Annotated in this window: 21 protein-coding genes and 1 pseudogene; 13 read left to right on the top strand and 9 right to left on the bottom strand. The window is 56.6% G+C overall.

Features of this window, described 5'->3' with window-relative positions; translation table 11 throughout:
- Positions 1-2: 2 nt before the first annotated feature.
- The 4 genes from cydP to cydX all read left to right on the top strand — a co-directional run bounded on the left by cydP (position 3) and on the right by cydX (position 3,216).
- Positions 3-233 (top strand): cytochrome oxidase putative small subunit CydP, encoded by a 231-nt coding sequence (cydP, locus tag KHU29_RS00525; RefSeq protein WP_211450755.1) that lies wholly within the window; start codon positions 3-5, stop codon positions 231-233.
- Positions 230-1,831, top strand: a complete 1,602-nt coding sequence (locus tag KHU29_RS00520; protein ID WP_211450754.1) for a cytochrome ubiquinol oxidase subunit I — start codon at positions 230-232, stop codon at positions 1,829-1,831. Before cydP ends, KHU29_RS00520 begins: the two co-directional genes overlap by 4 nt.
- Positions 1,832-1,841: 10 nt before the next feature.
- Positions 1,842-2,984 (top strand): cytochrome d ubiquinol oxidase subunit II, encoded by a 1,143-nt coding sequence (cydB, locus tag KHU29_RS00515; RefSeq protein ID WP_211450753.1) that lies wholly within the window; start codon positions 1,842-1,844, stop codon positions 2,982-2,984.
- Positions 2,985-3,045: 61 nt separating this feature from the next.
- A complete protein-coding gene (cydX, locus tag KHU29_RS00510) occupies positions 3,046-3,216 on the top strand; it encodes a cytochrome bd-I oxidase subunit CydX (protein ID WP_041742083.1) in 171 nt (56 codons plus the stop codon).
- Between the two features lie 4 nt (positions 3,217-3,220).
- Here the strand turns inward: cydX and KHU29_RS00505 are convergent, their stop codons facing one another.
- Positions 3,221-3,472, bottom strand: coding sequence for a hypothetical protein (locus KHU29_RS00505; protein ID WP_211450752.1), 252 nt, complete (start codon positions 3,470-3,472; stop codon positions 3,221-3,223).
- Positions 3,473-3,585: 113 nt separating this feature from the next.
- On the opposite strand from KHU29_RS00505, the gene earP reads away from it, so the two are divergent.
- Both earP and KHU29_RS00495 read left to right on the top strand, forming a co-directional pair.
- Positions 3,586-4,740: an elongation factor P maturation arginine rhamnosyltransferase EarP gene (earP, locus tag KHU29_RS00500; protein ID WP_211450751.1), complete on the top strand. Its 1,155-nt coding sequence runs from the start codon at positions 3,586-3,588 to the stop codon at positions 4,738-4,740.
- A 139-nt stretch (positions 4,741-4,879) separates the two neighbouring features.
- Positions 4,880-5,449 carry an elongation factor P gene (locus KHU29_RS00495; protein WP_092356481.1) on the top strand — a complete coding sequence of 190 codons (570 nt, stop codon included), beginning with the start codon at positions 4,880-4,882 and terminating at the stop codon, positions 5,447-5,449.
- Between the two features lie 111 nt (positions 5,450-5,560).
- Here the strand turns inward: KHU29_RS00495 and KHU29_RS00490 are convergent, their stop codons facing one another.
- The gene (locus tag KHU29_RS00490) at positions 5,561-6,826 is read right to left on the bottom strand and encodes an MFS transporter (RefSeq protein ID WP_425514429.1); all 1,266 of its coding nucleotides are present in this window, start codon (positions 6,824-6,826) and stop codon (positions 5,561-5,563) included.
- Positions 6,827-6,967: 141 nt separating this feature from the next.
- The gene (locus KHU29_RS00485) at positions 6,968-7,420 is read right to left on the bottom strand and encodes an Rrf2 family transcriptional regulator (RefSeq protein WP_211450750.1); all 453 of its coding nucleotides are present in this window, start codon (positions 7,418-7,420) and stop codon (positions 6,968-6,970) included.
- 180 nt (positions 7,421-7,600) lie between these two features.
- Here KHU29_RS00485 and KHU29_RS00480 point away from each other — a divergent pair, with 180 nt between their 5' ends.
- The 3 genes from KHU29_RS00480 (at position 7,601) to KHU29_RS00470 (ending at position 11,076) form a co-directional block, all read left to right on the top strand.
- Positions 7,601-8,515 carry a LysR family transcriptional regulator gene (locus KHU29_RS00480; protein WP_211450749.1) on the top strand — a complete coding sequence of 305 codons (915 nt, stop codon included), beginning with the start codon at positions 7,601-7,603 and terminating at the stop codon, positions 8,513-8,515.
- 200 nt (positions 8,516-8,715) lie between these two features.
- Entirely contained in the window at positions 8,716-10,032 is a 1,317-nt protein-coding gene (locus KHU29_RS00475; RefSeq protein WP_211450748.1) for an MFS transporter, read from the top strand.
- A gap of 57 nt (positions 10,033-10,089) precedes the next feature.
- Positions 10,090-11,076 carry a M14 family metallopeptidase gene (locus KHU29_RS00470; RefSeq protein WP_211450747.1) on the top strand — a complete coding sequence of 329 codons (987 nt, stop codon included), beginning with the start codon at positions 10,090-10,092 and terminating at the stop codon, positions 11,074-11,076.
- 67 nt (positions 11,077-11,143) lie between these two features.
- Here KHU29_RS00470 and mmsB read toward each other — a convergent pair whose 3' ends face one another.
- The 3 genes from mmsB to KHU29_RS00455 all read right to left on the bottom strand — a co-directional run bounded on the left by mmsB (position 11,144) and on the right by KHU29_RS00455 (position 14,881).
- On the bottom strand, positions 11,144-12,046 hold the full coding sequence (gene mmsB, locus KHU29_RS00465; protein WP_211450746.1) for a 3-hydroxyisobutyrate dehydrogenase: 903 nt from the start codon (positions 12,044-12,046) through the stop codon (positions 11,144-11,146).
- A 59-nt stretch (positions 12,047-12,105) separates the two neighbouring features.
- Entirely contained in the window at positions 12,106-13,614 is a 1,509-nt protein-coding gene (locus KHU29_RS00460) for a CoA-acylating methylmalonate-semialdehyde dehydrogenase (RefSeq protein ID WP_211450745.1), read from the bottom strand.
- A gap of 94 nt (positions 13,615-13,708) precedes the next feature.
- Positions 13,709-14,881, bottom strand: a complete 1,173-nt coding sequence (locus tag KHU29_RS00455) for an ABC transporter substrate-binding protein (RefSeq protein ID WP_211451113.1) — start codon at positions 14,879-14,881, stop codon at positions 13,709-13,711.
- 238 nt (positions 14,882-15,119) lie between these two features.
- Here KHU29_RS00455 and KHU29_RS00450 point away from each other — a divergent pair, with 238 nt between their 5' ends.
- Complete coding sequence (locus KHU29_RS00450) at positions 15,120-16,061, top strand: LysR family transcriptional regulator (RefSeq protein ID WP_211451112.1); 942 nt, start codon at positions 15,120-15,122, stop codon at positions 16,059-16,061.
- 61 nt (positions 16,062-16,122) lie between these two features.
- On the opposite strand, the gene KHU29_RS00445 is transcribed toward KHU29_RS00450, so the two are convergent.
- Together KHU29_RS00445 and KHU29_RS00440 are read right to left on the bottom strand one after the other, a co-directional pair.
- Positions 16,123-16,686, bottom strand: coding sequence for a DUF1439 domain-containing protein (locus tag KHU29_RS00445; RefSeq protein WP_211450744.1), 564 nt, complete (start codon positions 16,684-16,686; stop codon positions 16,123-16,125).
- 294 nt (positions 16,687-16,980) lie between these two features.
- Positions 16,981-17,391 carry a winged helix-turn-helix transcriptional regulator gene (locus tag KHU29_RS00440; RefSeq protein ID WP_343216012.1) on the bottom strand — a complete coding sequence of 137 codons (411 nt, stop codon included), beginning with the start codon at positions 17,389-17,391 and terminating at the stop codon, positions 16,981-16,983.
- A 288-nt stretch (positions 17,392-17,679) separates the two neighbouring features.
- Between KHU29_RS00440 and KHU29_RS00435 the strand changes: the two genes are divergently transcribed.
- Complete coding sequence (locus KHU29_RS00435; protein ID WP_211450743.1) at positions 17,680-18,048, top strand: hypothetical protein; 369 nt, start codon at positions 17,680-17,682, stop codon at positions 18,046-18,048.
- 136 nt (positions 18,049-18,184) lie between these two features.
- Positions 18,185-19,426 (top strand): glutamate carboxypeptidase, encoded by a 1,242-nt coding sequence (locus KHU29_RS00430; protein ID WP_211450742.1) that lies wholly within the window; start codon positions 18,185-18,187, stop codon positions 19,424-19,426.
- 71 nt (positions 19,427-19,497) lie between these two features.
- Here the strand turns inward: KHU29_RS00430 and KHU29_RS00425 are convergent.
- Positions 19,498-19,782, bottom strand: a pseudogene (locus tag KHU29_RS00425) (GNAT family N-acetyltransferase); the annotation flags it as partial.
- A gap of 176 nt (positions 19,783-19,958) precedes the next feature.
- On the opposite strand from KHU29_RS00425, the gene KHU29_RS00420 reads away from it, so the two are divergent.
- Positions 19,959-21,404, top strand: a complete 1,446-nt coding sequence (locus tag KHU29_RS00420) for a DHA2 family efflux MFS transporter permease subunit (RefSeq protein WP_211450741.1) — start codon at positions 19,959-19,961, stop codon at positions 21,402-21,404.
- Positions 21,405-21,446 lie beyond the last annotated feature (42 nt).

Here is a 21,446-nt window from a genome sequence, read left to right as displayed (position 1 = left end):
GCATGCAGTCTTTCTCCGCAAAAAAAAGATTTACGCGATTACCGCTGGCGGTCGAGATCACACTGATCCTGATCGTCAAGATCGCCCTGCTGACGCTGCTGTGGAAAGCTTTCTTCTCCGAGCCGCAAACCAAGAAAATGCGTATGCCGACCGAACTGGTCGAGCAGCATTTCCTTAGCCAGCCTCCTGCAGCACTCCCTTCTCACCTTTCCCCTTCGGAGACCCGCCAATGATTCCCATTGATGAAGTCGTCGCCTTATCTCGCCTGCAGTTCGCAGCGACTGCGATGTTCCACTTCCTGTTCGTACCGCTCACGCTGGGGCTGGCATGGATCCTGGTCATCATGGAGTCGGTCTATGTGATGACCGGCAGCCCGATCTACAAAGACATGACCCGCTTCTGGGGTAAATTGTTCGGGATTAACTTCGCGATGGGAATCGCCACCGGTATCACGCTGGAGTTCCAGTTCGGCACCAACTGGTCTTACTACTCGCACTACGTCGGCGATATCTTCGGCACGCCGCTGGCGATCGAGGGGATGATGGCGTTCTTCCTCGAGTCGACTTTCGTCGGCCTGTTCTTCTTTGGCTGGGATCGCTTGTCGCGGGTCCAGCATTTGCTGATTACTTTCCTGGTAGCGCTGGGCTCCAGCCTGTCGGCGCTGTGGATCCTGATCGCCAACGGCTGGATGAACAATCCGGTCGGCGCCGAGTTCAATTATGAAACCATGCGCATGGAGCTGACCAGCATCGTCGATGTCATCTTCAATCCGGTGGCGCAGGTCAAATTCGTCCACACGCTGTCCGCCGGCTACGTCGCCGCCTCGATGTTCGTGCTTGGCATCTCCGCCTACTACCTGCTGAAAGGACGCGACACCGCGTTTGCCCTGCGTTCGTTTGCGATTGCCGCCGGCTTCGGCCTGGCGTCGACCTTGTCGGTGATCGTACTCGGCGACGAATCCGGTTACACCGCCGGTGAAGTCAACAAGGTCAAGATGGCGGCGATGGAAGCCGAATGGCATACCGAACCGGCGCCGGCCGGCATCACCGTGTTCGGCTGGCCGAACGACAAGGAGCAACGCACCGATTACGCCTTCAAGATCCCCTACGTGCTGGGCTTGATCGGCACGCGGTCGGCAGACAAGCAGATCACCGGCATCCACGATCTGAAAAAAGAGCATGAAGTACGCATCCGCAACGGCATGCTGGCGTATGCCGCTCTGACCCGCCTCAAAGGCGGCGATAAATCACCGGAAGCGATTGCCGATTTCGACAAGTTGAAACACGATCTCGGCTACGGACTGCTGTTGAAGAAATACACGCCGAATGTGGTCGACGCCACGCCCGAACAAATTGCGATGGCGGTCAATGACACCTTCCCGAAAATCGCACCGATGTTCTGGTCGTTCCGGCTGATGGTCGGGCTGGGAATCCTGTTCCTGTTCATATTCTCTTGTTCCTTCTACTTCCTGATCCGCAAGCAACTGGCGAAACAACGCTGGCTGCTGCGCCTGGCGGTATACAGCATCCCGTTGCCATGGGTGGCGATCGAACTGGGCTGGGTGCTGGCCGAATACGGCCGCCAACCGTGGACCATCTCGGGCGTGTTGCCAACGCACTTATCGGCATCGACCTTGCAACCTGGCAGCTTGTATTTCAGCCTGGCCGGATTCCTCGGTTTCTACACTTTCCTGTTCGTGATCGAAATGATTTTGATGGTGAAGTACGCCCGGCGCGGCCCGAGCAGCCTGCATACCGGCAAGTATCACTGGGAGCAACCGGACCAGCCAAGCGCCGGTCACCTCAGCCACGACAGCACAGCCAAGGCATAAGGAGAACGCCATGATCTTTGACTACGAAACATTAAAGGTAATCTGGTGGGGCTTCGTTGGCGTGCTGCTGATCGGCTTCGCGCTGACCGACGGCTTCGATTTCGGCGTCGGCATGCTGCTGCCGTTCATCGGGAAGACCGACGCCGAACGCCGCGTCATCATCAATTCGATAGGCAGCACCTGGGAAGGCAATCAAACCTGGTTCATCACCGCCGGCGGCGCGATTTTCGCCGCCTGGCCGCTCGTGTATGGCGCCGCGTTTTCCGGCTTTTATGTGGCGCTGATGTTGCTGCTGTTCTCGCTATTCTTCCGCCCGGTCGGCTTCGATTACCGCAGCAAGGTGGCCGATACCCGCTGGCGCAATGCCTGGGACTGGGGCCTGTTCGCCGGCGGTTTCGTGCCGCCGCTGATTTTCGGCGTGGCGTTCGGCAACCTGTTCCTCGGCGTGCCGTTCCATTATGACGACACCATGCGGGTTGAATATACCGGCAACTTCTTTCAGTTATTGAATCCGTTCGGGTTGCTGGCTGGTTTGCTCAGCGTCGCCATGCTGGTGATGCATGGCGCTGCTTACCTGCAAGTCAAGACCGATGCGCTGATCGCTCAACGCGCCCGCAGCGTGGCCAAGGTTGCAGGCCTGGTGACGATACTGCTATTCGTAGCTGGCGGTTTCTGGATTGCGCTTGGGATCCACGGCTATCGCATCACCGGCATGCCGGACCCGAACAGCGCCTTCATGCCGATCGTCAAAACCGTCGCCACGGTCAATGGCGCCTGGTTCGACAACTATGCGCGCTGGCCGGCCATCTGGGCCTTGCCGATCATTGCTATCGCCGGGGCCTTGCTGTGCGTGGTATTCAGTGCCGCCAACAAGGCAATGGCAGCATTCCTGTCCAGCGGCTTCAGCGTGACCGGCATCATCCTGACGGCGGGCGCCTCTTTGTTCCCGTTCATCATGCCCTCCTCGCTCGCTCCCAACAGCAGCCTCACCATCTGGGATGCGGTATCCAGCCACAAGACGTTGGGCATCATGTTCTGGGTGGTGGTCATCATGCTGCCGATCATCATGCTGTACACCACCTGGGTGTACCGGGTCATGCGCGGCAAGGTCACCTTGCAGCATATTGAAGACAACGAGCACACTGCTTACTAATTACTAATTACTAATAGATACAGATACATTAATCAGCACATTCGCCGAACAGGAGAAACTTATGTGGTATTTCGCATGGATATTGGGAGTCGGCCTGGCGCTGGCTTTCGGCATCATCAACGTCATGTGGCTGGAGGCGAATTACGCCTTCGGCAGCCGCGATGAAGAAACCACCCGCGAGCGCTTTGAAAGCGCCGCGGCCGAGCATGAAGCCAAAGCACGCAAGAAATGAACATTTAGGCGCTTTGCACTTCGCTTCCGACTTCAACTCCCGCCACCGCCATTGTCCCGTCAGCACGGCCGTCTTCACCGTCACCGGTGCTGATGGCAATGGCCACCTGCTCCAGCTTGGTAACCGCCACATTCAGCGAGTCATTAACCTGCGCCATAGTGTGCTGGGGCATGGTTTCCGCTATTTGCGCCACCGCTCCTGCCAAATCGATTACCGCCAGCGTCAGATTGGCAATCAGGTCGCGCTCATTAGTCATCGTTCAAGGTCCAGTATCATACGGGGACGGCATTATTACATTTCACGGCCGAATGCTAAACCGGTCGACCGTAGAAAAAAGCAAAAAAACTCATTACTGTTGGAATTTGAATCTTGAATCATCACAAAACACAAACATCGCTGGCATTGTTTTGCAAAGTCGTTGATAACTTTGGCGACATAGGTATCTGCTGGCGTCTGGCACGTCAACTGGAACAGGAACATGGCATCGCCGTGACTTTGTGGGTCGACGATTTGCGCAGCTTTCAGCGAATTTGCCCGGAAATCTCTGTCGACAGCGAGATACAACAGATTGGCACCGTGACGGTGCGCCACTGGCGCGATCAAGACGGTGCGTTTACGGCCGCCGACGTGGCCGACATCGTGATCGAGTTTTTTGCCTGCGACATACCGCCTGCTTATATTGCGGCGATGGCAGAGCGCACACCGCATCCGGTGTGGCTGAACCTGGAAGGTCTTAGCGCCGAAGAATGGGTGGAAGGTTGCCATGCGCTGCCGTCGCCGCAATCGCGATCTTTGACAAAATATTTCTTCTTTCCCGGCTTCACCGGCAAAACCGGCGGCTTGCTGCGTGAATCAGGGTTGGAGCAACAGCGTCAGGCGTTTCAACAAGATGCGACTGCGGTGGCATCTTTTCTCAGCCAGTTTGGCGTCACACCGGCAGAGATGGCGTCTCTAAAGGTCTCCTTGTTTTGCTATCCGCAAGCGCCGGTTTCGGCGCTATTTGATGTTTGGCAAAACGGTGGCAAAGCAATTACCTGCCTGGTGCCCGAAGGCGTCGCCGCCGAAGCCGTCGAAAAATTCCTCGGGCGAGCGGCGCAAGCCGGGGCAACCGCCAGCCGCGGCGCATTGACCGTGCGGGTGCTGCCTTTTATCCCTCAGCCCGACTACGACAAATTATTGTGGGCATGCGACCTCAATTTTGTACGAGGAGAAGACTCCTTCGTCCGCGCCCAATGGGCCGACAAGCCTTTTATCTGGCATATCTACCCGCAAGACGAAGACTTGCATCACGTTAAATTGAATGCGTTCCTGGAACGCTACACGGCTACAACAGAGAGCCTGAGCGAATTCTCGTTGAGCTGGAATGAAGCCACAAAACAGGCGGTGGACTGGGCCGCAATATGGGCGCTATTTGAAGCCGACATGCAAAAAATTGCCATCATGTCCACAGATTGGCAGCATCAAATGGGGGAAAATGGCGACTTGACCTCCAATTTACTGAAGTTTGCCGAAACAGTTCGGTAAGAGATATTCAAAAATGGGTTAAAATATACGGCTAATTTTTGATGCATTTAAAAATTCAATCATACGTGGGCTTGCGGCGCTTTTTGCCAGTGGGCTACAGATGATTTTTATGTAACCTACTTTTTTACCTATATTCGCTATGAAACCAGCAAAAGAAATTCGTGTCGGCAATATCATTATGGTTGACAGTAAGCCAATGATCGTTTTGCGCTCTGATGTCAACGGTTCGAGCCGCACGGGCTTCACCTACAAGTGGAAGATGAAGAATCTTCTGACAAACAGCCCACAGGAAAACGTGTTCCGTGGCGATGACAAGTTTGACGTAGTTGTACTCGACAAGAAGCCTGTTACCTATTCGTATTTCGCCGATCCGTTGTTCGTGTTCATGGATGCCGATTACGAACAGTATGAAATCGAAGAAGAAAACCTGGGTGATGCATTGCACTACCTGAAAGACGGCATGGAATGCGAAGCCGTGTTTTACGACGGCAAGGCAATTTCGGTCGAACTGCCAACCACTATCGTGCGCCAGGTTGTTTACTCGGAGCCAGCAGTTAAAGGCAACACTTCGGGCAACGTCCTGAAAGAAGCCAAGATCGAAAACGCGATTGAAGCAAATCAGCACATCGTCATGGTGCCGTTGTTTGTCAGCTCGGACGACTTGATCGAAATCGACACACGTACCAACGAGTTCAAGAAGCGCGGTTAATACGGGTTACTTACCCTTCCCGCTTACAAAAAAACGCTGCCGGTAATCGGCAGCGTTTTTTTTCGCCGGTCTTGTAGGGTGGGCATGTATGCCCACCCTTCGAACAGCGAGTTATTGGCTTAATATCTCGCCCAGCTTCTTGTTATTGAAGCCGAAACTGGAGATCACCGCCAGACCGGCCAGCGCCAGGGCGCCGCCTAGCCACAAGGTGGACGGGATGCCGAGCGAATCGACCACCACGCCGCCGGTGGATGAACCCACTGCGATCGCTACCTGCACAATGCTGACGAACAGCGCAGAACCGGCTTCCGGCAGATCCGGCGAAGACAGTTGCAGCCAGATGCTAAGGCATAACGGGATAGCGCCGAATGCAACGCCCCACGCCAATATCATCACCACTACCCCGGCTTGGGAAGAGTGCAACGACGGCAGTGCCAGCAGGGACACCATCAGTATCGCCACCACGGCAAACAAGGACAGCTGCAAATTGCGGCTGACGGTGGTCGAGATCACAAAATTCGACACGAAACCGACAAAGCCGAAGCCCAGCAATACCGTAGTAATCGCAGGCAGGCTGAATCCTGCGCTTTGCACCAGGAATGGCGTGACATAGGTGTAGGCCGAAAAGTGAGCGCCAAACACCAGCGCCACCATCAGCAAACTTTTACGGGTATTGGCGCGGCTTAGCAAAGCGCGCAGATCGCTCAAGCGTATCGCCGCTTTCGACGGCAACGATGGCAACAGCAGCGCCTGCGCAGCCAGCGCTACCGCAGCCAGCACGCCGGTGGCGACAAACGATGCGCGCCAGGAAGCCAGGGTACTGATGAAGGTTCCGAGCGGCACGCCAATCACCGTGGCGAAGGTAACCCCGGTCAGTATCATCGCGGTTGCCTTGGCCGCGTGCTGCTCCTGCACCAGCCGCGCTGAAGTCGCCAGCGCCAGCGTCCAGAAACCGCCAAGGGCCGCGCCCAGCAAGGCCCGTCCCAGCAACATCGTGCCGAAGCCGGGAGCCATCGCCGACACCAGGTTGGAAGCCAGCAGCAAGACCGACAAAGCCAGCAAGATCAAACGGCGGTTGATGCGCCCCGCTCCCAACATCAGAGTCGGAGCCGAGATCGCGGCGATAACCCCGGGCGTGGTCACCATCAAACCAGCCGTGCCGGGTGAGACGCCAAGATCGCGGGCGATTTGCGGCAGCAGGCCGACCGGCAGGAATTCTGTCGTCACAAAAGCGAAAGCGCCTATCGCCACCGCCACCACCGACAACCAGGAACGCAACGGCGATGGCGTGCTGTTGGCATGGATGCGCTGATCCGGCAGAGGCATGTCGAGAAGACTGTCGTTTTGCGCGCTGATCGCCGCTAGATTTTTTTCCATGTGAAACTCCTGTATTGTCTGGCCTCGATTAAACTGTATTATTTTTAACTACAGTTAAAAATATAAAAATGGGATCAAAATCGATCCCGCCACCGAATTAACTGTATAAATATTAAATACAGTTAATGATAAAAAAAACCACTACATTCCAGCTTGGGCCATCGCTTTAGTCTTGTCGGCGATCTTGTTGACCAGTTCGCACAATTTTCTGCCCTTCAAAATCTCCAGCATGGCGTCCTCCACTTCCGACACTACCGGATCAAGCACCATATCCATGCCGCAGCTAACCGGACAGCAAAGGTCTTTGGAGCGTGTATTGTGCTTCAGCACCGGCCCCTCCTCCACCGCCTGATAGATCTCGGCCAGGTTGATGGCCGAGGCCGGCCGCGCCAGCTGTACACCCCCGCCCTTGCCTTCCTTGGTCACCACCAGGCCGGCCTTGCTCAACTTGCGCAACAGCTCTCGCACAAAAACCGGATTAGTATTGACGCTGGCAGCAATGGCGGTGGAGGGGAAATACACTTCCCCACCCCTGGTAGCGTATTCAACGCTGACCAAAATATGTGCCGCCACGGCAAATCGACTGGATTTCATACTGTCACTATATTCAATACAGATAATCCGGTCAACTAATTTTGTTGCATAAGCTTATATGGATGTTGCGCCCGGACAATTCCATTACTGCGCATCGATAGCGCGGAAAGCCCTGCCGGTGTCACAATGCGTCGATAACTATTTACATCAACTCACATCAATTAAATTGACAGGGTAAAAATGCAATTGACCTGGCTTGAGGATTTTGTCGAGTTAGCTCGGACACGCAGTTTTTCCCGCGCTGCGGAAAACCGCTTTGTCACACATCCGGCCTTCGGCCGCCGCATCCACGCATTGGAGCAATGGGTGGGTGCGGAACTGGTTGCCCGCACCCAGCCGTTGTCCCTGACGCCAGCTGGTTTTCTGTTTCTCGATGCCGCAACGCATACGATCGACGTCTTGCACGCGGTCCGGGCGCAATTGCAAGATACGGCCCAGCATCCCGAGGAAGTCTTGCGTGTCGCCACCGGCCGTACCCTGGCACGCACCTTTTTCCCCGGCTGGTATGAAACGATCAACCAACGCTTCGGCCCCTTCCCCGTCTCCGTCAGCACGGGCGGCGCGCAAGAGGTCATCTTGCGCTTGTCGAGTGGCGATGTCGATTTGCTGGTGATCTATTCCAGCCCTACCACGCGCTTGTTGATCGATCCACAGCGTTACGAATCCGTCACACTGGCGCGCGAGGTGCTATTGCCGGTCAGTGCATCGGATGCCAAGGGACTTCCCAAATTCCGGTTGCCCGCCAGCGACACGACAACACCGATTCCCTGGCTGGCTTTTTCCCAGTCGCTGACGCTACGCGGCGTGCTCGCCAAGCACCTGGCCAGCTTGCCGCAAAAATTATCGCTACGCATGGTCTACCAGGCCGATTCCTATGAGTCGATTCTGGAAATGGCCAAGCGCGGCGCCGGCCTGGCATGGCTGCCGCAACGGCTGGTGCAGGAAGATTTGAAGCAGGGCAACCTGTTGCTGGTTGGCGATGCCGACATGCGCGTCAGTTTCGATATTTCTCTCTATCGCATGCGGGGTAACACCAATGCGCTAGTCAATGCGATCTGGGAAGGTGTTTCTGCAGATGTCATCGATGACGAATAGCAAGCTGCGCTCGCCGCTGTAGCAATGATGATGACAAGCACGATACCGCAATCAAAATAAAAAGCACAAACTTGTGCCGAAACGGCAATTGGTGCTGCGGCACGCTCCCTATACTTCCACAAATTTTCAAAAATAAAGCGTCCCGTCGTGCAATTTCTGCAACCGACGAAGCGCAATAACTACAATTCTGGAGCTATCGCATGTCATCACAACCACGAACATCGGGAGCACGCAGCTTGCCGATCAGCAAACCGCACAATCCCTGGAAAGAAATTTGCGCCGCCAGCATCGGCAACGCACTCGAATTTTATGATTTGCTGATCTATGGCTATTTCGCGATTGTGATCGGCAAGACGTTCTTCCCGGCGGCGAACGAAACCACTTCCTTGCTGCTGAGCGTCGGCACCTTCGGGATTTCATTCATCATGCGCCCTCTCGGCGCCATCATCCTTGGCTCGTATGCCGACCGGGCCGGACGCAAAGCATCGCTGACAGCGTCAATCTTCATCATGATGATCGGCACGGCAATGATTGTATTTGCCCCGACCTATGCACAAATCGGCATTGCGTCGCCGCTGATCGTGATCGTGGCCCGCATGCTGCAAGGCTTTTCCACCGGCGGCGAATTCGGCGCAGCGACCGCATTCATGGTCGAACATGCAGATGCCAAACGAAGGGGTTTCTTTGCCAGCTGGCAGTTATCGACACAGGGGCTGGCAACCGTATTTGCCGCCGGCGTCAGTGCGCTTTTAAGCTACACGCTGACAGATAGCCAAGTCAATGACTGGGGCTGGCGGATCGCATTCGGCATCGGTTTGTTGATCGGACCGGTCGGTATGTACATACGCAGCCAGATCGACGAGACCCCGGAGTTCAAGAAAATTGCTGCAGTCAAGCCTGAGAAATCGCCATTGAAAGTTGTGCTGGTGCGTGACCGCATCAATCTGCTGCTGGGCATAGGCGTTGTCTCGGGCGCGACCGCGTTCAACTACGTTCACAAATTGTACATGCCGACTTACGCACTGAAACAATTGCATATCCCGGCTACCTCTTCATTTCTCAGTGCGATGGTGACCGGGCTTGTCCTGATGGTCAGCGCGCCGGTGTTTGGTGCGCTGTCGGATCGCTACGGCCGTTTCCGCGTCCTGTCGATTGCGATGCTGACGATAGCTTGTACTTCCTATCCCTTGTTCCTGCTATTGATAACCTGGCCGTCGGTCGGTACCTTGATGTTGGTCCAGGGCCTGGTGGGTCTGCTGATTGCGGCATGCCTCGGACCGATCCCTGCGATGTTGTCGGACATCTTTCCGACCAGCACCCGCGGCACCGGACTCGCCCTCAGCTATAACTTTTCGGTCACCTTGTTTGGCGGCTTTGCACCGTTGATCGTCACCTGGATGATTGCCTTCAGCGGAAGCAAGCTGGCGCCTAGTTTTTATGTGATGGCAACGGCTTTGATCAGCATTGTGGCCGTACTGGCGCTCGGCCGCCGGATGGCGCGACGCGGTCCGGTCTGAACCTCCCCTCTTTCAATTCATGAAATCCATTTGGATTTTCGAACAGGAGCAACGTTAATGAAAACCCTGGAACAGATTCGTGCAAAGTTGCCGGAATATCCGATCGAGGTAAATTTTCCCGATATCGGAGAATGGCAAGCCGGAAACACGGGCGTCGATTACATCCACACCTTCGACAGCGGTGTGGCCGGCCCGCATGCCATGATCCTGGCGCTAACCCACGGCAACGAAGTGAGCGGCGCCATTACCGTGGACCGGTTCCTGCGATCGGGCATACGTCCGGTTAAAGGCCGCCTCACGCTTGGTTTCGCAAATGTAGAGGCCTATCGTCGTTTCGATAGCAGCAACCCGGATGCAAGCCGCTTCATCGATGAAGACATGAACCGCGTCTGGTCCGCAGCACGGCTGGATTGCAGCGACGACTCGCAGGAACTGCGCCGGGCACGCGCTTTACGGCCGATTATCGACAGTGTCGATTTCTTGTTGGACTTGCACTCCATGCACGAAGAAGCCCCGCCGCTGATGTTAAGCGGGCCATTGGCCAAAGGTATCCAGTTTGCTGTCGATGTCGGTGTCCCCGAACACGTGATCGTCGACGCCGGCCATGCAAACGGCACGCGGCTGCGCGACTATGGCGACTTCGGCGATGCGGCCAGCCCGAAGAACGCCTTGCTGATCGAGACCGGGCAGCATTTTTCACTTCGCAGCAAGGACGTCGCGCTGGATGCAGCATCTCGCTTCCTGATCACGACCGGTGTGGTCGCAGCAACAGATTTAACGGAGTTCATGAAGCAAGCAAAACCTGCGGCGCAACAGGTCCTGCAGGTAACGCAAGCGGTGCTGGCAGACACGATGGATCTCGAATTCACGCAGGATTTCCGGGGATTGGAACTGATTGAACGCGCCGGCACCGTCATCGCGCGTGATGGCGAGCGCGAAGTTGTAACGCCTTATGACGACTGCGTGATCATCATGCCGTCATTACGTCACCTCGGTCCGGGTGTAACCGTGATGCGCCTGGCTCGCGTACTGGACAGCTGGTAATGAAAAGCGCTGCGCCTTGCCGTGACAATCGCGTACGGCAGGGCGCAACGCCCGGTCAAAATTCAGCTCATTTGGCTTGCTCAGCCTTAGCCAGCATATTGAAAATACTGGAAAAATCCAGCCCGCCGGCGCCGCTCTTGCTGTGGATGTCGTACAGATTGCGAGCCAGTGCGCCTAGCGGCACGCTGCTGCCGGTGGACAGGGAATTTTCCACTGCCAGCCCCAAATCCTTCAACATCAGATCGACACCGAAACCGCCACTGTAACCCTTGGATGCCGGCGCATTTTCCATCACGCCGGGACAAGGGTTATACACCTCCAAAGCCCAGTTGCGGCCTGAGCTTTTCGCCATGATTTCCGACAATACCTTAGGATCCATGCCGTTCGCCATGCCCAGCCTGATCGCTTCGGATGTGCCGATCATCAGAATCCCCAGCAGCATGTTGTTGCATACCTTGACGGTTTGACCGCTGCCATTGTCGCCGGCATGGAAAATCGCCTTGCCCATCTTTTCCAGATAAGGCTTGGCCAATGCAAAACCTTCATCCGAGCCGCCGACCATGAAGGTCAGCGTGCCGGCTGCAGCGCCCGCAGTGCCGCCCGAAACCGGCGCATCGAGCATGACAAAGCCTTTATCGCGCGCCGCGGCCGCCACCTTGCGGGCAGCGTCGGGAGCGATAGTCGAGCAATCGATCAGCAAGGCATCCGGCGCAGCCTGCGCCAGGATGCCGCTGCCCCCCAGATAAGCCCCTTCGACATGACGGCTGGCCGGCAGCATCGTGATGATGACCTTGGCGGCGCCAAGTGCAGCCGCCAGATCGTTGCCGGTATTGCCGCCACCGGCGACGAACTGCTCGACGCTGGCGGCCACCAGATCATGGCCGCTGACCCGGCAGCCGGCTTTCACCAGATTCAGCGCCATCGGCAAACCCATATGGCCGAGGCCGATAAAAACGATTTCGCTACTCATATCAATATCTCCCGTGACTTACCTGTAATCCGATCTGCAACCCGATCTGCACCCCGGCATCACTTCATGGAAATCGTCGTGTTGATTTCGCCGCCATCCGCATCCGGTGCAAACCACCGCGCAGTCACGGTCTTGGTCTGGGTCCAGAATTGCACCGCCTGTTTGCCGTTAGGGCCGAGGTCGCCCAGCTTGGAGGCGCGCGAACCGGTAAAGCTGAAATACGCTACCGGTACCGGGATCGGCACATTGATGCCGACCTGGCCGACATCGATCTCGTTCTGGAACTTGCGTGCGGCCCAGCCAGACGAAGTGAAGATCGAAGTGCCGTTACCGTTCGGATTGGCGTTAATGAAAGCAATCGCCTCGTCCAGCGTTTCCAGCTCGACAACGCACATGGCCGGTCCGAAAATCTCTTGCTTATAGATATCCATTTCAGCGGTGACGCCGGCAAAAACGGTGGGGCCGACGAAATTGCCGTCGGGGTAACCGTCCACCTGGCAGTTGCGGCCATCCAGCAGCAACTGCGCGCCCTGCTCCACGCCGGTTCCGATCAGGCGCTCGGTACGTGTCTTGGCAGCCTTCGACACCATCGGCCCGAGGTCCGCCTTACGATCACTGCCCGGGCCGATTTTCAGGCCGCGTGAACGTTCGACGATTTCCGGCAGCCAAGAGCGCGCCTTACCGACCAGCAGCACCATCGAGTTAGCCATGCAGCGTTGGCCGGCCGCGCCAAACGCCGCGCCCAGCAAATTGTTGATCGCTTGATCCTTGTTAGCGTCAGGCAGCACGATGCAATGGTTTTTCGCTCCCATCATGCATTGCGCACGCTTGCCAGCCTCGCTGGCGCGGCGGTAAATATGGGTGCCGACGCCGGTCGAACCGATGAAGGAAATCGCCTTGATGTCAGGATGATCGCAGAGCATGTTGGCGACATCAGGGCCGCCATGCACCACGTTCAACACACCCGGTGGCAAGCCCGCCTGTTGCGCCAGTTCTACCAGGAACAGCGACGATGAAGGATCTTGTTCGGATGGCTTCAAGATGAACGTATTGCCGCAAGCTACCGCCACCGGGAACATGAAGCACGGCAGCATCACCGGGAAATTGAACGCCGTGATACCGGCGCCGACGCCGATCGGCTGGTTGATGGTGTAGACATCCACGCCGGTAGCCGCGTTTTCCGCCAGCTCGCCCAGTTGCAGCGAAGTGATGGAACAGGCGTGCTCGACTACTTCCAGGCCACGCATGACTTCGCCCTCGGCATCCGGCAAGGTCTTGCCGTGCTCACGGGTAATCAGCTCGGCCAGCGGCGCCATGTTCTCGCGCAACAGCTGCTGGAACTTGAGCATGATGCGCATGCGCTGCGCCAGCGATGTATTGCGCCAGCTGGCAAACGCTTGCTTGGCATTGGCCACCGCATGATCGACTTCTGCCTTGGTGGCGAACGGCACCCGCGCCACTACTTCCTGGGTTGCCGGATTGAGGACATCGCGCCATTCGGTGCTGGTGGACTGGACGGTTTTGCCGCCGATGTACAGAGGAACATTCGGAATATTAGTAGCTGACATGATGACTTCCTTCAACAATGACAATTGCAATTAAAAGATAAACGGTGTTCTTGCCGACTCTATTTACAGCATAGGACACCCTGCCGTGTTTGCCTTACTTAACCAAAGAACAGGAAGCATCCATCGGTTTGAAAGCCTGCTGCGCCGGAATCGTCGATAGCAGCTTCAGGTAATCCCAAGGCGCTTTCGATTCGGCCGGCGTTTTAACCTGGTACAGATACATGTCATGGATCACGCGGCCATCCGGACGGATAGAGGCATTGCGCATGACGGCGTCGTGGATAGGGATTTCACGCATTTTCTGAGTCACAACTTTCCAATCGTGCGATTTGGTAGCGGCCGCCGCTTTCAGGTAGTGATAGACGCTGGAATAGACGCCGGCATGCACCATGGTCGGCTTGTTGCCTTTATAGAGTGTTTCGAAACGCTTGGAAAAAGCGCGCGTATCGTTATCGTAATCCCAATAGAAACCATCGGTATAGACCAGGCCTTGCGCATCGTTCAGGCCGAGTGCATGCACATCCGACAAGAACACCAGCAACGCCGCCAGGCGCTGGTTCTTGGTACCGACGCCAAACGAACGTGCCTGCTTGATCGCATTGACAGTGTCCTGGCCGCCATTGGCCAGGCCGATTACTTGCGCCTTCGAACTCTGTGCCTGCAGCAGGAATGACGACAGATCGCTGGCGTTCAAGGGATGGCGAATCGATCCGACCACGGTACCGCCCAGGCTCTTGACGACATCGCCGGCATCTTTTTCCAGCGACTGGCCGAAGGCGTAATCGACGGTGACAAAGTACCAGGATTTCTGTCCCATCTTGGTCAATGCGGCTGCCGCCCCGGCTGCTTGCGAGTACGTATCGAACATCCAATGGAAGCCGCCAGGCGCGCATTCCGCATTGGTCAGCACGGTAGTTGCCGGGCCGCTGTACATGGCGATGCCGCCCTTGTCGCGGACTAGGCGTTGCACAGCAAGTGCCACTGAAGAATTGGTCAGGTCGGCGATGGCGTCGACCTTGTCGCGGTCGATCCATTCACGTGCCTTGGAGGCGCCGATGTCAGCCTTGTTTTGATGGTCTGCAGTAAGCAATTCGATTTTCATGCCCTTGCATTCTGCCTTCATGCAATCCTCGATCGCCATCTTGGCCGCCACCACCGAACCCGGCCCGCCCATCGCCGAATACGGCCCTGACATGTCGGTCAGGATGCCAACCTTGTAGACGTCGCTGTCTTGGGCCAAGGCATTGCCTCCAGCCAGCAAACCCATTAACGAAAAGATCACGGCAGAACATGGTGCAAGCAGCTGGTGGCGCCTTATCAACATCGTCGTCTCCTGTTTTGTAGGGTGGGCATGCGTGCCCACCCTACATCGATTTTTATGAAATTTCCTGTAGGGACATTCTGCATGTGCATTATTATTGGAACAATAGGTAATATTCCACAATAGCTTTGCATTTATGCACAGCATGGAGGCACAAATGAAATCGGTGAAATCGGCAAACGCCTTGCTGGATTGGGATAATCTGCGCGTCTTCCTGGAGCTGACGCGCAGCCAGGGGCTGGTCGAAGCGGCCAAAAAACTCGGCATCGACCACTCGACCGTCTCGCGCCGCATGCGCCGCTTTGAAGAACAAGTGGGCAGCCAGCTGTTCGAACGCAATAACCAGGGTTACACGCTGACCGCCGAGGGCCACCGCCTGATCGAATATGCGGAACGGGTTGAAAGTACGGTGTATGCCGCCGCTGAAGAACTGAGCGGCCACAACCGCCTGCTGTCGGGACAAGTCCGGCTCGGCGCCACCGAAGGTTTCGGCACTTTTGTGCTGGCGCCGCATCTGGCGCATTTTTGCGCACGGCATCCGCATATCACCGTCGACCTGCTGCCGGTGCCGCGCTTCGTCAACCTGTCCAAGCGCGAAGCAGACATCGGCGTCACCATCGAACGTCCGCAAAGCGGCAATTACGTGGTCACCAAACTGACTGATTATCTGCTGAAGCTGTACGCCACGCCGTCTTACCTGGCAAATCACGCGCCGATCAAGACGGTGCAGGATCTAAACAGCCATGCCTTCATCGGCTACGTTGACGATCTGGTGTTCAGCGAAGAACTGCGCTACAAGGACAATGTCGCGCCGGCGGCATTCCGCGCCTTTCGCAGCACCAGCGTGATTGCCCAATACACCGCCGCCCGCAGCGGCCGGGGGCTGGCGATCCTGCCCTGCTTTCTGGCCCAGCAAAGCGACGATCTGGTGCCAGTGCTGGATGGCCAGGTCGATATCCAACGTGCGTTCTGGCTGGTAGCCGCCACCGAAACCCGCAATGTAGCGCGGGTTGCTGCACTCTGGCGTTACCTGCGTGAAGTGATTGAACCTAACCGCGCGTTCTTGATGGGGGAGTCGCGGCAAATGATCTACTCGGATACATCAGATACTATTACCCACACTTGATTTCACGACGCCAGCTGCACGCTCGCCGGCTTCAGCGTGGCTTACACCAAATCGACATTTATCAAGTCTCGTTGATTTCTACCGCAATGCCCTCAGACTGCACTGTGATCGCACCGGGCTCAAAGGTCTTCCCGCTTAAACGCAGCTCGTCGCTGGTAAACGTATGGATCGGATAATCCTTCAATACCTGTTCCGCCACGGCGGCGCCGATCTGGCTCAGCTGCGGTTTGTATTGCGCGGGGATACCGTTGAAATCGATATTATCGACTGTCGGATTATCCAGCAGGATAGCGCGGGTCGCCTTGTCATATTTGAGGGCGCTACTCAAAGTAATAGTGCCATTCAACGGCGCGGCCAGCAGCAGCGGACTAACCACGCTGACATTCACCCGCGTGAGCACACGGTTTTGCGCCGGATTGAGGGTCAGGTGCGGATTCCTCAGGCCGACATTGAACACCTCCGCATAGCGCAGCTGTTGCGGAAATCTGCTGTCGATAGCGGTCTGCAGTTGCTTTTGCGAAAACGTATATTCATTGGACCAGATGTTGTAACCTGCCCAGGCGGTAGTTGCAACAACCAGCGCGCCAATGGCCAATAAGGATTTCATCAGTTTACGTCGTTTCATATGCTTTATTTCCTGTCGCTTGCAGGTTGTGGCTTACGGCGATGGCAGTTGCCCACAGACCAACAGCAGTTGTATTACTCAAGCTTGTAGTATAGATGGATATCTTCGGGTTCAAGCCGAATCAGCTCAGGATCAGGTTCATGCAGCAACTTGCAGCCAAGCCGCGAGTTGTTAAATCATTCTTCATCCGAGACGTTCAGATAATGGAGGCAATGGGCAACGCCTGCTCAACCTTTCATCTTCGCCGATGAGCAATGTTTTGGGGTTGCCAGCGAGTTGGCGGGTCAACGTCGATTATAGAAATTTCGAGCTATCAGTCTGCAGCCGTGCATCAGTTCCATCAATGTGATCCAGTCCCCAAGCCTTGATCTGAGCCATCAACTCACGGAGCGAACGTCCTTTCTCAGTCAATCGATACGCCTCCCTGCCGGCAATATCGCTGGACGAATAGCGTTCGACAAGACCGTTGGCAGAAAGCCGGGCAAGTCGCTCGGCCAGGATATTAGTCGCGATTCTCTCCGGTGACGCGAGGAAATCCTTGAAATGCGACTTGCCGTGCATCAAATCCCGAACTACAAGCAGAGTCCACTTGTCGCCAAAAAGGTCCAAGGTGCACGCGATCGGGCATACCGAGCGACGATTCTCGTTTTGATCCGAACTCGCGTTGTTTCGATGAGGGGTAGCACCCTGCTTAGCGCGCGGCACAGAAGCTCCTGCGTAACGGTGGTTGAGACGGCATCGGATTTTTGCTATTCATTCCTTGACTTTATCGAAAATACTTGCAAAATGCAAGTCTACACTTGCATTTTGCAAGTGAAAATTTGATTGGAGGTTTGTATGGAGCCCGTCAGAAACCTGGCAACGTTACTTCCCTTTGCGGCGAGCATTGCCTTCAGCTTGCTCGCGTGGGGAGCAGTTTTCCTTAACTATGTCTGGCCGCGCACACGCGAACTCCCGTTGCACGCGGCGGTACGTCCGATTCTGCATCTGCACTTGTTCCGGTTCATAGGTTTGGCGTTCACCGTGCCGGGCGTCGTCGGTCCAAGTCTTGCGGCGGGGTTCAGCGCCCCCGCGGCGTATGGCGATCTCGTCGCGATGGCGTTGGCGTGGGTGGCTTTGTTGATGGGATCAGGCCGCTATTCGCGCGTCGCGATCTGGGCGTTCAACTTGTGGGGGTTTGCCGACCTTTTGTTCGCGTTCTACCAAGGCGTGATCGGCGTGGGCATCGAACCGGGTTCGCTCGGCGCCGCCTGGTTTATCCCGACTGTCGGCGTTCCTCTCTTGCTCTGGAGCCATGTGTTGGTATTCGCGATCTTGCTGCGTACTTCCCGGTCCGCTAGTTTCCTGGCCCGTGCAGCATAGGTATCGTGGCGGAAAAAATAATTGTCGTATGCTGCCGCATGAGATTTTGCCAAACAATATGCTGCTATAGTGCCATGTTGCCATCATCGGCATGCCCCCGTCTTCAATCGACAATTCCAAATTCCACGAGAGACACATGAAGAAAAAATACCTGATATCGCTGGTTGCCGCCCTGTGCTGCACCACGTCCGCCGTTTCCTTTGCTCAAACCGCCCAGGCTGACCACGCCCTGCTGCAGGCCGCGCAAAAGCGCAAGGATGTCCTGGTCAAGGATCTGGCAACGCTGGTCAATATCGATTCCGGCACCGACGACGCCAAGGGGCTGGCGCAGGTCGAAGCCGTGCTGGCCCAGCGCCTGAAGGAAGTCGGCGCCAGCGTCGAGATCGTTGCCGCGCCGCCGGCTGCCGGCAAAATGGTGATCGGCAAGTTGCAAGGCACAGGCACCAAGAACATCATGCTGATGATCCATTACGATACCGTGTTCGGCATCGGCGAAGCTGCCAAGCGCCCGTTCAAGATCGTCGGCAACAGGGCCTTCGGTCCGGGCGTGGCCGATGCCAAGGGCGGCGCGCTGCTGATCGTCTATGCGCTGGATATCGCGCGCGAACGGGGCTTCAAGGATTACAAGACGCTCACCGTGCTGTTCAATCCGGACGAAGAAAAAAGCTCGCTCGGTTCGCGCGACATGATCGCCAAACTGTCGTCTGACCAAGACTACGTGTTGGTGTTTGAGCCGCCTGAAGCCGACGTGGTGACAGTGGCCACAAACGGCATCGCTTACGTCCACCTCGACGTCAAGGGCCGCGCATCGCATGCCGGTTCGGCGCCGGAAGCCGGCCGCAACGCCGCTGTCGAATTGTCCAACCAGATTATCCAGCTCAAGGATCTCGGCAGCGCGGCCAAGGGTACGACCGTCAACTGGACCGTGATCCAGTCAGGCGACCGCGTCAATATCATTCCTGAAAAAGCCAGCGCCACCGCCGACATGCGCATGTCCGACGTCAGCGAGATCCAGCGTGTGCAGGCCGATGCCGACAAGATTGTCCAGAAAAAACTGATCCCCGAAACAGAAGTCAGCGTCAAAGTGGAAAACCGCCGTCCGCCGTTCAGCAAGAACGCCGACAGCGACCATCTGGCAGCTACCGCCGATAGCATCTACAAGGAACTCGGCAAGTCGATCACACCGGTCTCCATGCGCTACGGCACCGACGCCGGCTTCGCCTACAATTCCAAGACCGGCAAGCCGGTGGTGCTGGACGGCATGGGCATCGTCGGCGACCGCATTCATTCGTCGGACGAATGGGCCGATCTGGACAGCGTGGTGCCACGCCTGTATCTGACGGTGCGGATGATGGAAGCGATGGCTAAAGGAAAATAAAGCTGAATAGATAGCCGGCAATGACGAAGGCGACTACGGCTAATGTACGCTTTAGTACGATTTGGTAAAATTTATCGTGCAATCTTCTGCAGTAGCATCGCCTTCACTTCCGGCCATTCGGAATCGATGATACCGAAGCGTACCGAGTTACGCTTCCGTCCATCCGGCATGATGCGCTCGTGCCGGACGATTCCTTCCTGTTTTGCGCCAATGCGTAGAATCGCAGCGCGCGATTTTTCGTTAAGTTCGTCCGTAGTGAATTGCACGCGGACAGCCTGCATGACCTCGCATGCGTAAGCCAAAAGAAGGTACTTCGCTTCAGTGTTAGTACCTGACCGCAGGGCAGAACTGCCCACGGATTAGCGAGAAGTAATAAACAGAATCACATTATTCAAATGACAATTCGCCCGCGCAATCTTTGCAGGCATGTCGATTCAGACGATCCCCGTTCGACTAGGTATCAAGTACTCCCTGAATCCTGCGGCTCGACGATATCTTCTTGTGGAGTCCATCATCTTTGGAAAGAGCAGATATGACTAACAATTCCATCGCCACCACAGCCGGAGATCGCGACGGACGCTGGCTGGCGCTGATCGTGCTGTGCCTGGGCGTGCTGATGATCGTGCTCGACACCACGATCGTGAATGTGGCGCTGCCATCGATCAAGACCGATCTGCGATTTTCCGATACCTCGCTGGCCTGGGTGGTGAACGCCTATATGCTGACTTTCGGCGGCTTCTTGCTGCTAGGCGGCCGGCTGGGGGATTTGTACGGACACCGGCGGCTGTTCCTGCTAGGTATCGCGCTATTTACATTGGCGTCTCTGGCCTGCGGATTGTCGACCACGCAAGGTTTTCTGCTGGTAGCACGTGCGGTACAAGGATTGGCCGGCGCCGTAGTGACGGCGGTGGCGTTGTCGCTGATCATGGATCTGTTCATCGAGCCGGGCGAGCGCGCCAAGGCAATGGGAGTCTACGGCTTTGTCTGCGCCGGCGGCGGCAGTCTCGGCGCGATGCTGGGCGGATTGCTGACCGACACCCTGAGCTGGCACTGGATTTTCCTGGTCAATCTGCCGATCGGCCTCGCCGTGATCGCGCTCTCGTTGCGATTGCTGCCAGCAGTGCACAGCCAGTTGCGATCCCGGCATCTGGATGTGTTCGGCGCGATCACTGTTACTGCCGCGCTGATGCTTGCCGTGTTTGCGATCGTGAATGGCAACGAAGCCGGCTGGACCTCGCCGCGCACGTTGAGCCAGTTCGCCGTGGCCGCCGGATTGCTGGCGGCGTTCCTGGTGATCGAGACACGGGTGCGAGTACCGCTGATGCCGTTGCGGCTGTTCCAGTTGCGTAATGTAGCGGTCGCCAATGTGGTGGGCGTATTGTGGGCTGCCGCGATGTTTGCCTGGTTCTTCCTCTCCGCGTTATATTTGCAATTGGTACTTGGCTACACGCCGCTGCAAGTCGGCCTGGCCTTCCTCCCGGCCAACCTGATCATGGCGGTCTTTTCGCTGGGGATCTCGGCCAGGCTGGTGATGCGCTTCGGGATCCGGCGGCCGCTGGCGGCTGGCTTGTTGCTGGCGGCATGCGGACTGCTGCTGTTTGCCCGCGCACCGGTCGACGGTAACTTTGTTGTCGATGTATTGCCCGGCATGATCCTGCTCGGCCTGGGCGCGGGGATTGCGTTCAACCCGGTGCTACTGGCCGCAATGAGCGATGTCGCGCCGTCCGAATCCGGGCTCGCATCGGGTGTGGTCAACACCTCTTTCATGATGGGCGGCGCGTTAGGTCTCGCGGTGCTTGCCAGCCTGGCGGCTTTGCACACCGAGAATCTGCTGGCCGCCGGCACGCAGCCGCTGGCCGCGCTCAACAACGGTTATCAGGCGGCTTTCCTGGTGGGAGCCTGCTTTGCCGGTTTGGGAGCCGCACTTGGCGCCCTGCTCTTGCGTACCAGGACGATGGAGGGCGCCGTACCTGCCTGACCACCCATTACCGTATAGTTATTTACTCTGTCGGGACAAGCC

Origin of the sequence: Collimonas antrihumi, assembly GCF_018304965.1 — a bacterium.
GTDB classification, from domain to species: Bacteria; Pseudomonadota; Gammaproteobacteria; order Burkholderiales; family Burkholderiaceae_D; genus Collimonas; species Collimonas antrihumi.
The sequence above is the reverse complement of the archived record's forward strand: the minus strand, read 5'-3'. Positions and strand labels throughout refer to the sequence as shown.

Coding starts and splice junctions, on each gene's coding strand:
- cydP (WP_211450755.1), top strand. CDS start 3: ATGCAGTCTTTCTCCGCAAAAAAAAGATTTACGCGATTACCGCTGGCG.
- KHU29_RS00520 (WP_211450754.1), top strand. CDS start 230: ATGATTCCCATTGATGAAGTCGTCGCCTTATCTCGCCTGCAGTTCGCA.
- cydB (WP_211450753.1), top strand. CDS start 1,842: ATGATCTTTGACTACGAAACATTAAAGGTAATCTGGTGGGGCTTCGTT.
- cydX (WP_041742083.1), top strand. CDS start 3,046: ATGTGGTATTTCGCATGGATATTGGGAGTCGGCCTGGCGCTGGCTTTC.
- KHU29_RS00505 (WP_211450752.1), bottom strand. CDS start 3,472: ATGACTAATGAGCGCGACCTGATTGCCAATCTGACGCTGGCGGTAATC.
- KHU29_RS00495 (WP_092356481.1), top strand. CDS start 4,880: ATGAAACCAGCAAAAGAAATTCGTGTCGGCAATATCATTATGGTTGAC.
- KHU29_RS00490 (WP_425514429.1), bottom strand. CDS start 6,826: ATGGAAAAAAATCTAGCGGCGATCAGCGCGCAAAACGACAGTCTTCTC.
- KHU29_RS00485 (WP_211450750.1), bottom strand. CDS start 7,420: ATGAAATCCAGTCGATTTGCCGTGGCGGCACATATTTTGGTCAGCGTT.
- KHU29_RS00480 (WP_211450749.1), top strand. CDS start 7,601: ATGCAATTGACCTGGCTTGAGGATTTTGTCGAGTTAGCTCGGACACGC.
- KHU29_RS00475 (WP_211450748.1), top strand. CDS start 8,716: ATGTCATCACAACCACGAACATCGGGAGCACGCAGCTTGCCGATCAGC.
- KHU29_RS00470 (WP_211450747.1), top strand. CDS start 10,090: ATGAAAACCCTGGAACAGATTCGTGCAAAGTTGCCGGAATATCCGATC.
- mmsB (WP_211450746.1), bottom strand. CDS start 12,046: ATGAGTAGCGAAATCGTTTTTATCGGCCTCGGCCATATGGGTTTGCCG.
- KHU29_RS00460 (WP_211450745.1), bottom strand. CDS start 13,614: ATGTCAGCTACTAATATTCCGAATGTTCCTCTGTACATCGGCGGCAAA.
- KHU29_RS00455 (WP_211451113.1), bottom strand. CDS start 14,881: ATGGGTTTGCTGGCTGGAGGCAATGCCTTGGCCCAAGACAGCGACGTC.
- KHU29_RS00445 (WP_211450744.1), bottom strand. CDS start 16,686: ATGAAACGACGTAAACTGATGAAATCCTTATTGGCCATTGGCGCGCTG.
- KHU29_RS00430 (WP_211450742.1), top strand. CDS start 18,185: ATGAAGAAAAAATACCTGATATCGCTGGTTGCCGCCCTGTGCTGCACC.
- KHU29_RS00420 (WP_211450741.1), top strand. CDS start 19,959: ATGACTAACAATTCCATCGCCACCACAGCCGGAGATCGCGACGGACGC.